General features: G+C 70.2%; 11 protein-coding genes. 3 read left to right on the top strand and 8 right to left on the bottom strand.

All coding sequences use genetic code 11. From position 1 onward, the window contains the following. Positions 1–26 precede the first annotated feature (26 nt). Both ACFYPG_RS26095 and ACFYPG_RS26090 read right to left on the bottom strand, forming a co-directional pair. Positions 27–1907 carry an acetolactate synthase large subunit gene (locus ACFYPG_RS26095; protein ID WP_355005307.1) on the bottom strand — a complete coding sequence of 627 codons (1881 nt, stop codon included), beginning with the start codon at positions 1905–1907 and terminating at the stop codon, positions 27–29. 187 nt (positions 1908–2094) lie between these two features. Then, complete coding sequence (locus ACFYPG_RS26090) at positions 2095–4449, bottom strand: putative bifunctional diguanylate cyclase/phosphodiesterase (protein ID WP_387354246.1); 2355 nt, start codon at positions 4447–4449, stop codon at positions 2095–2097. Positions 4450–4578: 129 nt separating this feature from the next. On the opposite strand from ACFYPG_RS26090, the gene ilvD reads away from it, so the two are divergent. Next, a complete protein-coding gene (gene ilvD / locus ACFYPG_RS26085) occupies positions 4579–6426 on the top strand; it encodes a dihydroxy-acid dehydratase (protein ID WP_387354178.1) in 1848 nt (615 codons plus the stop codon). A 70-nt stretch (positions 6427–6496) separates the two neighbouring features. Here ilvD and ACFYPG_RS26080 read toward each other — a convergent pair whose 3' ends face one another. From ACFYPG_RS26080 to ACFYPG_RS26060, 5 genes are all read right to left on the bottom strand, one after another. Then, the gene (locus ACFYPG_RS26080; protein ID WP_387354177.1) at positions 6497–7057 is read right to left on the bottom strand and encodes a hypothetical protein; all 561 of its coding nucleotides are present in this window, start codon (positions 7055–7057) and stop codon (positions 6497–6499) included. A 172-nt stretch (positions 7058–7229) separates the two neighbouring features. Then, positions 7230–8144 carry a DNA-processing protein DprA gene (locus ACFYPG_RS26075; RefSeq protein WP_387354176.1) on the bottom strand — a complete coding sequence of 305 codons (915 nt, stop codon included), beginning with the start codon at positions 8142–8144 and terminating at the stop codon, positions 7230–7232. 117 nt (positions 8145–8261) lie between these two features. Then, positions 8262–10286: a hypothetical protein gene (locus tag ACFYPG_RS26070; protein ID WP_387354175.1), complete on the bottom strand. Its 2025-nt coding sequence runs from the start codon at positions 10284–10286 to the stop codon at positions 8262–8264. Continuing rightward, a complete protein-coding gene (locus ACFYPG_RS26065; RefSeq protein WP_387354174.1) occupies positions 10283–10534 on the bottom strand; it encodes a hypothetical protein in 252 nt (83 codons plus the stop codon). Before ACFYPG_RS26065 ends, ACFYPG_RS26070 begins: the two co-directional genes overlap by 4 nt. Further along, positions 10531–10824 (bottom strand): DivIVA domain-containing protein, encoded by a 294-nt coding sequence (locus ACFYPG_RS26060; RefSeq protein WP_387354173.1) that lies wholly within the window; start codon positions 10822–10824, stop codon positions 10531–10533. Before ACFYPG_RS26060 ends, ACFYPG_RS26065 begins: the two co-directional genes overlap by 4 nt. Positions 10825–11073: 249 nt before the next feature. Between ACFYPG_RS26060 and ACFYPG_RS26055 the strand changes: the two genes are divergently transcribed. Continuing rightward, on the top strand, positions 11074–12222 hold the full coding sequence (locus ACFYPG_RS26055) for a helix-turn-helix transcriptional regulator (protein ID WP_355005315.1): 1149 nt from the start codon (positions 11074–11076) through the stop codon (positions 12220–12222). Here ACFYPG_RS26055 and ACFYPG_RS26050 read toward each other — a convergent pair. After that, positions 12185–12757: an NUDIX hydrolase gene (locus ACFYPG_RS26050; protein ID WP_355005316.1), complete on the bottom strand. Its 573-nt coding sequence runs from the start codon at positions 12755–12757 to the stop codon at positions 12185–12187. The two genes, ACFYPG_RS26055 and ACFYPG_RS26050, sit on opposite strands and share 38 nt — an antisense overlap. 162 nt (positions 12758–12919) lie before the next feature. Here ACFYPG_RS26050 and ACFYPG_RS26045 point away from each other — a divergent pair, with 162 nt between their 5' ends. Then, positions 12920–13183 (top strand): hypothetical protein, encoded by a 264-nt coding sequence (locus ACFYPG_RS26045; RefSeq protein ID WP_355005317.1) that lies wholly within the window; start codon positions 12920–12922, stop codon positions 13181–13183. The last annotated feature ends 2 nt before the right edge of the window (positions 13184–13185 follow it).

Here is a 13185-nt window from a genome sequence, read left to right as displayed (position 1 = left end):
GATGATTCGTTCGCTTCGCTCACTCATTAAATGTCATCCTCGTCGAAGACCGGGCGGACGCCACGGGCGAACATGATCTCGTCGTTGCTGGTGCCGGCCGCGACCATCGGCCAGACCATCGCGTCCTTACCGACCACGAAGTCGATCACCACGGGGGCGTCGTTGATCTCCATGGCGGCGGCGATGGTCTTGTCCACGTCATCGGCGCTCTCGCACCGCAGCCCGACGCAGCCCAGGGCCTCGGCGAGCTTGACGAAGTCGGGGATGCGGTGCTTGTGGGTGCCGAGCTCGGTGTTGGAGTAGCGCTCGTTGTAGAAGAGCGTCTGCCACTGCCGGACCATGCCGAGGTTGCCGTTGTTGATGACGGCGATCTTGACCGGGATGCCCTCCAACGCGCAGGTGGCCAACTCCTGGTTGGTCATCTGGAAGCAGCCGTCCCCGTCCACCGCCCAGACCACAGTGTCCGGCTTGCCGACCTTGGCGCCCATCGCCGCCGGCACCGCGTAACCCATCGTGCCGAGACCGCCGGAATTCAACCAGGTGTACGGCTTCTCGTAGGAGATGAACTGCGACGCCCACATCTGGTGCTGGCCCACCCCGGCCACGAAGATCGCGTCCGGGCCGACGATCTCGCCCAGCCGCTTGATCACGTACTGCGGGGACAGGGTCCCGTCGACCGGCTCGTCGTAGCCCAGCGGGTAACGGTCGCGCAGGTCGTTCAGCTGCGTCCACCAGTCACCGAGGTCGGCGGTGCGCCCCGACGACCGCTCGGCGGTGACAGCGGCGATCAGCTCGTCGATGACGTGCTTGGCGTCGCCGACGATCGGCACGTCCACGTGCCGGTTCTTGCCGATCTCGGCGGGGTCGATGTCCGCGTGCACCACGACCGCGTCCGGGGCGAACGAGTCCAGTTTGCCGGTGACCCGGTCGTCGAAGCGTGCGCCGAGCGCGACGATCAGATCCGCCTTCTGCAGGCCGTAGACCGCGGCGACGGTGCCGTGCATGCCGGGCATCCCCAGGTGCTGCTGATGCGAGTCGGGGAACGCGCCGAGCGCCATCAGCGTGGTGACGACCGGGATGCCGGTCAGCTCGGCCAGCCGCCGCAGCCCGTCGGTGGCACCGGCCTTGAGGACCCCGCCGCCGACGTAGAGCACCGGGCGTCGGGCCGCGGCCATCAGCCGCGCCGCCTCCCGGATCTGCTTGCCGTGCGGGTGCAGGGTGGGCCGGTAGCCGGGGAGGTCCAGGGTGGGCGGCCAGGAGAAGGTGGTCGACGCCTGGAGCACGTCCTTGGGGATGTCGACCAGCACCGGACCGGGTCGCCCGCTGCTGGCCAGGTGGAACGCCTCGGCCAGCACCCGGGGGATCTCCTCGGCGTTCTGCACGAGGAAGTTGTGCTTGGTGATCGGCAGGGTGATGCCCTGGATGTCCGCTTCCTGGAAGCCGTCGGTGCCGATCAACGGGCTGGCCACCTGCCCGGTGATGGCCACCATCGCCACCGAGTCCATGTACGCGTCCGCGATCGGGGTGACCAGGTTCGTCGCCCCCGGGCCGGAGGTGGCGATGCAGACCCCGACCTTGCCGGTGGCCTGCGCGTAGCCGGTCGCCGCGTGCCCCGCGCCCTGCTCGTGCCGCACCAGGATGTGCCGGACCGTCGAGTCGTAGAGCGGGTCGTACGCCGGCAGGATCGCGCCGCCCGGAATGCCGAAGACGACGTCGACCTCGAGCGCCTCAAGGGACCGCACGAGCGAGCCGGCCCCGGAGATCGGGGTCGCGGCGGCGGGCCGTACCGCCGGGGCGGCCGGGTTGGCCGTGCGCGTGGCGGCCTGGTCGACGTCGACGGTCGGGTCGGCGGTCGCGCGGGCCCGGCGGGCGGTGTGGGCGAGGGTCTCGGGCGTGGGTCTCGTCATGGCGGTTCTGGCCTTCGGCTGGAGTGGCTGGTGGCTAGTCAAGCGATGCGACGCGGGCGGGGCCCGCTCGCCAGGTTCCGATGGCAATAAAAACGGCCCTCGTGCAGATGCACGGGGCCAGCGCACTCTCGGTGAGGGAGAGTGCGCTCAGGTAAGTACTCGCAGCGACCGGTACGACGACATGCGGCTAAGCCTGACGCATCTCACGCGATGAGTCAACTGATCCCACATGTTGGTTAACGGAGGTCGGCGCGTCGACCGGCGACGCGCCATCGGCGGGCGGGGTGAGCTGCCCGGACATGCCCGGAACGCGGCGTGGCGCGGGCACCGGAGCGGGACGCGCACCCGGTGACGTGGCCGCCTCCAGCATCGCCTCCAGGTGCTCGGCCGGCACCCCCCAGCCGAAGAGCGCGCCCTGGCCGAAGCGGCAACCGGCCGCCACCACCGCGGCCAACTCGGTCGGGGTGGTCACCCCCTCGGCGATCACCTCCAGCCCCAACTGGTGACCCAGGCGCATGACGATGTCGACCATCGGGGCGAACGCCGGGCCGTCCTGGCCGACCGGGCGGACCGGCTCGTGCTCGGCGACCAGGCTGTGATCGATCTTGAGGATGTCGATCGGCAGCCGGCGCAGCTGCCCCAGCGACGAGTAGCCGGCCCCGAAGTCGTCAAGCGCGATCCGGACACCGGTCAACCGCAGCGCGGTCAGCCGCCGGATCAGCTCGTCCAGGTCGGTGGCGACCGCGTGCTCGGTGACCTCCAGCACCAGCCGCTGCGGCGGCACGTGGTGGGCGCGCAGCGCCTCGGCGACCTGGACCACGTACTCAGGGGCGTGCAGCTCGCGCGGGGAGACGTTGACCGACACCCAGACGTCGTGCCCGTCCGCCAGCCACCGGGAGAGCTGGTAGCAGGCCTGATGCAGCACCCAGGCACCGAGCGGGGCGATCATGCCGCACTCCTCGGCGAGCGGGATGAACTCGTCCGGACGCACGTTGCCCAGCTCAGGATGGTGCCAGCGGAGCAGCGCCTCGGCGCCGACCGGCCGCACCGACGGCAGCGACGCCACCGGCTGGAACGCCAACCGCAGCTCGTCGCGGTCGATCGCGCCGCGCAGCTCGTGCTCCACAGTCGTACGCCGGCGCAGCAGTTGGTCGTACGCGGCGTCGTACCGCTCGATCCGGTTCTTGCCACGCTGCTTGGCGTAGCGCAACGCCAGGTCGGCGTGGCGCAGCAGCAACTCCACGTCCGGCTCGTCGGCCCAGTCGGCCACCCCGATGCTCACCGACAGGAAGACCGGCCCCTCCGGCTGGTCGTAAGGGCGGTTGATCACCCCGAGGAGTCGTTCGGCGACCCGGTCCGCCTCGACCGGTCGGCCCTGCATGAGTACGGCGAACTCGTCGCCACCCAGCCGGGCGGCCACGTCGCCGGGGCGCAGGTTGCCGCGCAGCCGCCGGCCCACCTCGGCCAGCACGGCGTCGCCCACGTCGTGGCCCCGCATGTCGTTGACGTTCTTGAAGCCGTCCAGGTCCAGACCGAGCAGCACACACGGGTTGTGGTCGGCGGCGTTGTGGTGCAGCGCCCGGAGCAGCCCGCGCCGGTTGGCCAGTGACGTCAGCGGATCGGTGTGCGCCAGCTCACGGAAGTGCGCCTCCCGCTCGGCCAGGCGGCTCGCGTACGCCCGGACGTCGCGAAGGGTGAGGTACTGCCGTGCCACCAGGGCGAAGCCCTCCACGCTGCCGGCCACGATGCCCGCCGCGGTGAACCGGCCGTCCTGGGCGAGGTGGTACATGGCCGAGGCGGCCATCGCCAGCATCGGGGCGATCGCGTACTCGCCGTCGCTACCGACCAGGTCAAGGTCGATCTGCCCCGGCCGGTCGGCCCGGTGAACAGTGAGCGCCACGGTCAGCAGGCCGGCGGCGAGCACCACCGCACCGGTCAGCGCCATTGTCGGCCCGGCCTGGCAGAGCCCGGCGCTCAGACCCAGCCCACCGCAGGTCACCGCGCTGATGCCGGCGCCGAGCGCGGCGAGCCGTCGACGTGGGGTGGCGGCCCGGAAGACGATGATCACGACGAGCCCGGCGCTGAGCGCGGCGCTCACAGTGGCCACCAGGATCGCCGGGCAGGCCATCGGGGTGGCGGCACCGAGCAACCGGGTGGGCTCGGAGAAGAGCACCCAACCGACGAACCACAGCGCCGCCGCCATGACCAGGCCGTCCAGGGCGAGCCGGGCCGTTCCGGCCGCGGTGGCGGCCACCCCGGGCAGCCGGAGCAGACCAGCCGCGAAGGCCAGCCCGCTCACCGCCGTGCCGATCGCCACCATCGTCGCCCAACCGGTGCGCTGCCCCTGCTCGTGGGCCCAGTGGTCGTTCGCGCTGAGCGTGGCGACCACCCCGGCCAGGAGGCTGAGCAGGGCAACTCCGGCGGCGCCTGCGAGCAGCACGTGTGCCGGCCGACGCGGCACCGCCCGCCGCCGGGCGACGACGGTCAGCAGCACGGCCGCCACCGCGGCGACGAGCCCGCTGAGCGCCGCGACAGCGACCATGCCCGGTGGAAAATGCACGCCTCCAAGAGTGCCGGATGGGCGCACGTCATGGGGGGCTGAGTGTGCATCTGTTGGGACACGGCAGATACGGGGGCGGGCCGGCGCGTCGACGGTGTCATGCTGGTATGCATGCCTGAGCTGCGGTCGAGGACTTCCACACACGGTCGGACGATGGCCGGCGCCCGGGCCCTCTGGCGGGCCACCGGGATGACCGACGACGATTTCGGCAAGCCGATCGTCGCCATCGCCAACAGTTTCACCCAGTTCGTGCCCGGTCACGTACACCTCAAGGACATGGGTGGCCTGGTCGCCGACGCGGTCGCCGAGGCCGGTGGGGTGGGCCGGGAGTTCAACACCATCGCTGTCGACGACGGCATCGCGATGGGCCACGGCGGCATGCTCTACTCGCTGCCCAGCCGTGAGCTGATCGCCGACGCTGTCGAATACATGGTCAACGCGCACTGCGCGGACGCCCTGGTCTGCATCTCCAACTGCGACAAGATCACCCCCGGGATGCTGCTGGCCGCGCTGCGGCTCAACATCCCGACCGTCTTCGTCTCCGGCGGCCCGATGGAGGCCGGCAAGACGATGGCGATCGAGGGCGTCGTGCACAGCAAGATCGACCTGATCGACGCGATGATCGCCTCCTCCAACGAGGCGGTCACCGACGAGCAGCTCGGTGAGATCGAACGCTCCGCCTGCCCGACCTGCGGTTCCTGCTCCGGCATGTTCACCGCCAACTCGATGAACTGCCTCACCGAGGCGATCGGGCTCGCGCTGCCCGGCAACGGTTCGACGCTTGCCACCCACGCCGCCCGCCGGTCACTGTTCGTCGAGGCCGGCCGGACCGTCGTGGAGATCTCCAAGCGGTGGTACGACGGCGACGACGACTCGGTGCTGCCGCGTACTGTCGCCTCCAAGGCCGCCTTCGAGAACGCTGTCGCCCTGGACGTGGCGATGGGCGGCTCCACCAACACGGTGCTGCACCTGCTGGCCGCGGCCCGCGAGGCGGAAATGGACTTCGGCGTCACCGACATCGACGCGATCTCCCGCCGGGTGCCGTGCCTGGCGAAGGTCGCACCGAACTCGCCGAACTACCACATGGAGGACGTGCACCGGGCCGGCGGCATCCCGGCGATCCTCGGCGAACTGGACCGGGCCGGGCAGCTCAACCGGGACGTGTGGGCTGTGCACTCCCCCTCGCTGGCGCAGTGGCTGACCGACTGGGACGTGCGCGGCGGCTCCCCCACCCCGACGGCTGTCGAGCTGTTCCACGCCGCTCCGGGCGGGGTGCGTACCGTCGAGCCGTTCTCCACCACCAACCGGTGGTCGTCGCTGGACACCGACGCGGCCGGCGGCTGCATCCGGGACCGCGAGCACGCCTACTCCGCCGACGGTGGGCTGGCCATCCTGCACGGCAACCTGGCACCCGAGGGCAGCGTGGTGAAGACCGCCGGCGTGCCCGACGACTGCCTGACCTTCCGCGGCCCGGCGAAGGTCTACGAGTCGCAGGACGACGCGGTGACCGCGATCCTCGCCAAGCAGGTGGTCGCCGGGGACGTCGTGGTGATCCGGTACGAGGGGCCCAAGGGCGGCCCCGGCATGCAGGAGATGCTCTACCCCACCTCGTTCCTCAAGGGCCGCGGGCTCGGCCGCTCCTGTGCGCTGCTCACCGACGGCCGTTTCTCCGGTGGCACCTCGGGGCTCTCCATCGGGCACGTCTCCCCCGAGGCGGCCTCCGGTGGGCTGATCGCCCTGGTCCGCGACGGCGACGAGGTCGTCATCGACATCCCGGGCCGGTCGATCGAGCTGAACGTGCCCGCCGAGGAGTTGGAGGCCCGCCGGGTGGCCGAGGAGAAGCGCGACAAGCCGTACACCCCGACCGATCGGCAGCGGCCGGTGTCGGCGGCGCTGCGCGCGTACGCCTCGATGGCCACCTCGGCCAGCGACGGCGCCTACCGTCGCGTCCCGGAGTAGAAAGCCGCTTCCGCCCGTACTGCCGACATCCGTGATGTCGGGGTATCCCGTCGAACGGGACACCCCGACATCAACGTTCTACAGCGCACTTAGCCGGGTCGAACATCGGATCCTCGATCGCCTTCAGCAGCGGTCGGGATGCCACATGCTCCGGCCTGATGTGCCGCCCGAGCACCACGACCGCCACCGACGACGCGCCACCGTTTTTCAACGCGTACGCCAGCGACTGCGCCCGGGAACCTGTCGTCCAGGTGTCATCCAGAACCAGCGGCCGAACGCTGACGCTCTCGACCGGAGGCTGGACCGTGAACCAGTCGCGCTGGAACGTCCGCGTCTCAGATCCGTGGCGGGGGTTGGACAGCGCCGTGAGCCACGGCAGTCCAAGACGATCGCCGATCAGATCCTGCAGGGGATGCGGGTGAGACTGGCCCCGGGTACTCGGCACGACCACCACGTGGGTAGGCGCACCGCCCATCCGGTCAGCGACGCAGTCAAGGTGCCGCTGCAGGAACAGCAACAGCAGTGCGAGCAGATTCCACCTAGCCTGGGCCGACCCTGGCGTGGACTTGTACACACGCAGGTGGTGATGATGCTGACCGGTACGCGGCGAGTAAGCGATTGGAGCGACCACGTCGGCGAGCAGGCCACCAGAAGCCGTCTGGTGTTCCTGGCAGGGGTAGCAGTAGTCGAACCCAGCAGTGCGGACACCGCGACACGTCGGGCAGATCCAGGGGAGGATGGGCAGGGGATTTCGAAGGAAGTTCCGCTGGGTCTCGACGTACTCCCGGACCCTGGCCCACGGGTCAGAGGCTGGCGAAATCAGGAAAGCCCTCCAACTCGGCCGCAGCCGGTGAACGGTCGATAATGGCGTCGACCGCCTCCACCAGCTCCATCGTCCCGTGCGCGACGTGGACGCCAGGCCGGGCGGCGAAGGCGCGTGCCCAGTCGTGTCGCATCACCTGACTGGTGAGTACCACGGGCCGACCGTGCTGAAGAGCGAGCCGCGCCTGGATCCGGGCTCCACTGCGTTCACCGGCTTCGATGACCACGGTGGCAGCGGCGTAGCCGCTCATCACCGCGTTTCGCATCGGGAAGCTCTGCTTTGTCGGGGCGGCATCGGGCCAGAACTGGCTGAGCACCAGCCCAACCTCTGCGATGTGCTCCTGGAGCGCACGGTTGACCGTCGGGTAGTGATGACGAATTCCGGTGCCAATGACCGCGACGGTGCGGCCCCCCGCTGCGAGTGCCGCCTGGTGGGCCGCGGTGTCGATTCCTTTCGCCAGACCGCTGACCACCGTCACCCCACGGCGGGCCAGCGATTCTGATACCGAGCTGGCGATCTCGACTCCTCGATCGCTCGCTTCGCGGCTGCCGACCACAGCGATGGCCCGAGCGTCGGGGCGCGACTCACCTCGGGCGAAGAGCACTGGCGGCATCTCACGGATGTCACGCAGCTGGGAGGGGTAGTCGTCGTCGAAGAAGGCCCGCACGGTGATGCCCTCGGCCCACCAGCCCGCGAGGTCGCCGGCCGCCGCCTCGATCAGCGAGTCGACGGAGCGGGTGTCGGGAAAGAGCGTGTCGGTCTGCCCGACGACCCGGCGCAGGACTGCCAGCGCGGTGCCGACCTCTTGAATGTCGTGCACGACGTCAGACCAGCCGAGGTCCGGCTGCCGCAGCAGCGCGATCAGCGCAGCCCGCTCCACCGTCACCCGGTCCATGCCCCTGATCGTAGAGGCAAGTCCTGGCAGCCCGGCCCACCGGCCACGCGGAGCCGGTAGAGAAGCCCGGCGCACCTCAGATCGCCCCACGTGATCGAACATATGTTCCCTCAGCCCTCAGGTCAACCGAAGATCGCGCAGGTCGGGAGCTTCGGCGAGGAGGCGTACGCCGTCGTCGTCGTGCCGGTGCACCGTGCAGCCGGCGCGGGTGAAGCGAACGGTGATCACCTGCCCGGCGTGCCGGGCCGCCAGGCGCAACAGGTCCTGCTCGGGGTCGACGACGTCACGCGGCCCCGAGCAGGGCACCGATATCGGAGAGGTCGGGTCGGTTGGGGCGGCCCCGGCGACGGCGTCGGTCAGGCACTCGACGCACCAGGCGAGCGCGGCGGCCAGACTCGGCCGGTGCGGGAAGTCGTCGGGGCGGACAGGTGCGTCAAGTGGCTTCACCTCGACCGACCAGCGCAATCCGTCGGCCAGCAGTGGGTTTGCGGCGTTGTGCCGCAGGTCGCACACGGCCACCACGAGGGCCAGGTCAAGGCCGAGGGCGAGCCGCAGCAACTGGGTTAGCGGCGGTGCGTCGGGAGACGTCGCCACCACGATTAGACGGCCAGCCGGCGTACCCCGGCCTGCACTGCGGACGTGCTCCCCGACCGGGTCTGCCCCGGCCCAGGGCAGGGTGACGTAACCGTCGCGGAGGTCCTTGCTGATCTGCTGCCCGCCGTCGGCGTCGGCCAGGTCGTCGGGCCGCGCGCCGAGCACGGCCGCCCAGGAGCCGAGCCGGTAACGGTCCGGAAGCTGGACGACGGGCTTGCCGCCCGGTTGGGTGGCGACCAGCGGTGCGACTTCGGGCGTGCCGGCCTGCCAGGCCAGGTGCACCACCCGGTGCCGCAGGTCGGTGATCGTTACCACCACCGTCTGGTGCAGACGGTGGGTGTCGCCGCAGGTGAAGCAGTGCAGCGCTGACGGGCGCAGGCCGGCGCCGCAGCAGTGCGGGCAGTCGGGGTCGGCCGCGCGACCGCCGAGCCGGCAGTCGCAGGCGCGTAGCCGGCTGTGCGGTCGGCAGTCCGGGCACTGCCGCCATTCGACGGGTTCACCCAGCCAGGGCGGGTCGGGCGGTTCGTAGCCGCGGCTCACCGGCACCCGCACACGGCGGACGACCTGGCCGGTGGGCTGCTCCGTGAGGGTCTCCACCGGCTCTGCAGCGCGCAGAGTCGTGTGCCACCAGCGGCCTTCCCGCCACAGGGCCTGCGCGCCGGGCAACTCGTCGCCACCGGCCGGATCGACGCAGTCAGCGAGCACACGGCGTTCGAGCTGGTCGACGTCCACGACCGAAGCGGCGGGTGGGCGCGGCGAGTCGGGCCGCAGCAGCCGGGCGGGGGCGGTCAGGCCGCGCTCGGCAAGGCCGCTGAGCGCCTTGGCCACGTCGGTGCAGGCCAACACCTCCGGCAGATCCCGGCACCAGCCGGGCGACCCGAGCGGCACCGGGGAGCCGGGCACCTCGTACCGGACGGCCCAACCGAACCCCGCATCCTGCCGGCGGGCCTCGACGACCAGGTCGAGCAGCAGCAGGTCGGCCAGCGTACACAGCCGGGCCAGCCGTGCGGTCGGGTCGGCGGTCGCCGGGGCGGTGGATCGGCCCAGCACCAGCCGCCAGGGGGCGTGATCGGCCCGCAGGATGGCGTGAGCCTCCAGCTCCTGCCGCAGCGTTGCGGGCAGGTCGGGTCGCCATTGCCGGTCCAGCCAGAGCGAAGGCGCGTCGGCCTCGTCCAGGACCGCGCCGACGGTGGCGGCGAGTTCGCGTACCCGGGAAGCAAGGTCGACCACCCAGTGGCCCGCCGGGTCGCGGCGGGGGTCGAGGCCGCCGGGCACGACCTGGTGGGACGCGACAGCGCCGGTGTCCAGGTTGGCGACGGTGACCACGAGCTGCGCCCGCCGCCGGCCGCGGCGCCCACAGCGATAACAGGGGTACGCGACGGTGCCTGCGCCGCGACACTGCTCGCAGCTCCGGTACGCCTCCCGGCGCGGCCCGAGCGCGTCGGCGTCGGCGAGAAACCGGTCGCCGTAGGTGGTGCACCGGCACGGTTCCAGCGTGAAGGTCATGCCGTCGCAGTCCGGGCAGACGACGACGGGCACGGCGTTCACCGACACCGCCGGGCAGCGCAGTCACCGTCGTGCTCCACCCGCCGCACGCACCGCCTACCGCCGTCGAGCGGCAGGTCACAGAACACCCGATGGCGTACGCCCTGCGCGTCCTCGGCGGACACCGTGGTCTCGCCCGCGTCCACTTCGGTGAGGAAGGTCAGGGAGCGGGCCAGGGTGCCGGCGAAGTGTTGGGCGGCCGGCAGGTCGGCGGCGGCGAACGGCAGGTGCGCCACCCAGCGGGCGCTCATCGGCGGGCCGCCAGGTCCTCGCGGGCCCGCTGGGACTGCCAGCGCTCCAGCGCGTCCTTGATCCGCTCGGTCTCCCGTCGGCTGCTGCCCAGCGCCGCGTACACCTCGGCCAGATCGTGGGCGACCCGGTCGAGGAACTCGGCGACCTCCACGGCGTCCACGCCCCGTCGGCCACGGCGGGTGAACCGGCGTCCGCGGACCTGCCAGGGCTTCAGGGGTACGTAGTTGGCCGCCCGATAGGGCGCCGGCCGGGGTGGCTCGGCCCGAAGATGACGGAGAAACGCGCGCACGACAGTGCCCTCCTCGGCAGGTGACCCTGGAGGCGATGTCGCCCGAGCAGCATCGATCAGACGGCGTCGCCCACCCCATCGCCGTAGCTTGTTCAGCGGTACAGCAGCGGAGTGCTGCCCAAAGCAGACCGGGTGTCGTGGATCTGCGATAGACAACAGGGGTTAACCCGATGCTGTTAACCGCCGCCACTTGGAATAGGGACACGGTTACGGCAAGCTGAACCCGCCATCATCGATCGGCAGGGGGCTATGGCGAATCACCTGCGTCGCGCTCGTCTTGCCAGGGGTTGGTCCCAGGCAAGGCTGGTCCACGAGATCGAGCAGTACGGCCGCCGACGCATGGTTAGGATTGCCTCCACCAGCAGCCTCGGCGTCTACGTCTCCGAGTGGGAAAACAATCGGCGGAAGATCTCCAGCAGTTACGCGGCCATCCTGCGGAGCCTTCTCGGCACGACCGATGAAGAACTATTTTCCGATAACGCGCCCGTTGGCGACGACGGGAACGGTTACGCTCGACTGGTCGAACGACTCGACACCTCGCACTCGGTCGGTCAATCGATGGTGCACACCCTTCGGCATCAGACGGAACTCCTTCGCACCATGGACCGTCAGCTCGGGGCAGCGCAGTTTGTCGACCAGATGCAGAGCCATCTGTCCCGTCTTCAGGAGAACCTGTCATTTACCGTGCTGCCATCTGCCAGGCAACCGCTCGCCCGCGCTCTGGCAGAAGCCGCATCGCTCGCGGCGTGGCAGGCCCTCGATGTCGGAGCGGCGGATCGCGCCTGGCGCCACTACGAACTGGCGAAGAGCGCCGCGCGGGAGGCGGACGACCCGCTTCACCTCGCCCATGCGATGGGCGAGCAGGCATACGTCCTGGCCGATGCCGGTCGACCGGAGCTGGGGGCGCAGCTCGTGCAGGAAGCACAGGCTTGCGGAGGAAGTCGGTTGTCGCCTCGACTGTCGTCCTGGTTGGCCGCCGCCGAAGCAGAGCTGTGGGCGCTCAGCCGACGCCCGGACGACTGCCGCCACTCCCTCGACCGAGCGAGCCGACATCTCTCAGGCCTCACGGGAGTTCGCGACCCCAATCTGCCAGGGATTTTCCTCGACGAAACTCACCTCCGCCGATGGCGGGGACATTCGCTGGCGCTGCTGGGCGACCCTCGGTCAATCGACGAGTTGTCGGCTGCTTTGGTCGCGATGGACGACACCTTTGTACGAGCCGCAGCGGGAATGCGCTGCGATCTCGCGCAGGCGCATTTGGTTCGGGGAGAAAGTGAGGAGGCCCGCTCTCATCTACGGGAAGCCGGCTCGCTGGTGAACCTGACCGGATCTGTGCGATACCGACGCCGGATAGATCGGATCAAGGGCTTGACAGATTCCGCGTCAGGCCAGCGATGACGTGCAGGATGGCGACCAAGGTTCCCGACCCCGCCAACTCGCCGCGCGCCATCAGGTCCGGCATGTCACTCAGCGGCAGCCACTCGACACGACCGGCCTCCTCCGCGTCCGTTGGCGGGCCGACATAAGTGGCACCACGCCCAACGAAGATTTCATGTGGCGAGTCGACCATGCCGATCATCGGCTGGTAGGTGACCACACGGGTCAGGGGCGATGGCCGCCAGCCGGTTTCCTCCTCCACTTCCCGGCTTGCCGCCGCTACCGCCTCCTCGCCCGGTTCGACGATGCCGCCGGGCAGTTCCCATCTTGTTTCACCAGGAATGAATCGGTAGCGCCGCAACATCAGAACTCGGTCGTGCTCGTCAAGCACGGCGACGACGGCGACACGATCCAGCCGAACGACATGGTGGGCGAAGGGTTCGAGTCCTGGCGGCTCCACGTCGACCAGATCAAGTCGCAGCCAACGGTCCTCATACACCGTCCGCTCGCCCAGAATCCGCCATGGCCCCGGCTCGCCTGTCGTGTTCTCGTGCACCCTGTGAAGCTACCGTCGCCCACCGCACCGGACATCCCATCCATAATGGCGCTACCTGATCTTGGCTCGTGGATGCAGGGCTGCGTGCCGACTTCCTGTCGGATAGTGTCCGTCCGACCACGCAGACGTGAACCGTTAGCGCGATCGGCAGACGGAGGCGGCATGGCCAGCATCGAGGAAGTCAAGGCGGCGCTGATACAGGCCGCCGAGCAGGGCCACGCCACAATCAATCAGATCCGGGCAGCCGCCGACAACACCGAACAGATGCTGGCCCGGCTGCGCGCCATCGCCGCCGGCACCGGCCACCCGACCATCACCGAAGCCATCGCCCGAGGCGAGCAGAGCAAGCAGCGCCTGGCCGAAGCCATGGCCCTGGTGCAGGGCAGCTCGGAGGCGGCACGCCGCTACATCAGCGTGCTCGGCTGAAC

The sequence above is a fragment of the Micromonospora sp. NPDC005553 genome (assembly GCF_042871765.1).
Classification (GTDB): domain Bacteria; phylum Actinomycetota; class Actinomycetes; order Mycobacteriales; family Micromonosporaceae; genus Micromonospora.
This window is presented reverse-complemented; position numbering and strand designations above follow the sequence as displayed.

Bases quoted from the DNA above. Each gene is read 5' to 3' on its own strand.
- ACFYPG_RS26055 (WP_355005315.1), top strand. From the start codon at position 11,074: ATGGCGAATCACCTGCGTCGCGCTCGTCTTGCCAGGGGTTGGTCCCAG.
- ACFYPG_RS26090 (WP_387354246.1), bottom strand. From the start codon at position 4,449: ATGGTCGCTGTCGCGGCGCTCAGCGGGCTCGTCGCCGCGGTGGCGGCC.
- ACFYPG_RS26045 (WP_355005317.1), top strand. From the start codon at position 12,920: ATGGCCAGCATCGAGGAAGTCAAGGCGGCGCTGATACAGGCCGCCGAG.
- ACFYPG_RS26065 (WP_387354174.1), bottom strand. From the start codon at position 10,534: ATGAGCGCCCGCTGGGTGGCGCACCTGCCGTTCGCCGCCGCCGACCTG.
- ACFYPG_RS26095 (WP_355005307.1), bottom strand. From the start codon at position 1,907: ATGACGAGACCCACGCCCGAGACCCTCGCCCACACCGCCCGCCGGGCC.
- ilvD (WP_387354178.1), top strand. From the start codon at position 4,579: ATGCCTGAGCTGCGGTCGAGGACTTCCACACACGGTCGGACGATGGCC.
- ACFYPG_RS26075 (WP_387354176.1), bottom strand. From the start codon at position 8,144: ATGGACCGGGTGACGGTGGAGCGGGCTGCGCTGATCGCGCTGCTGCGG.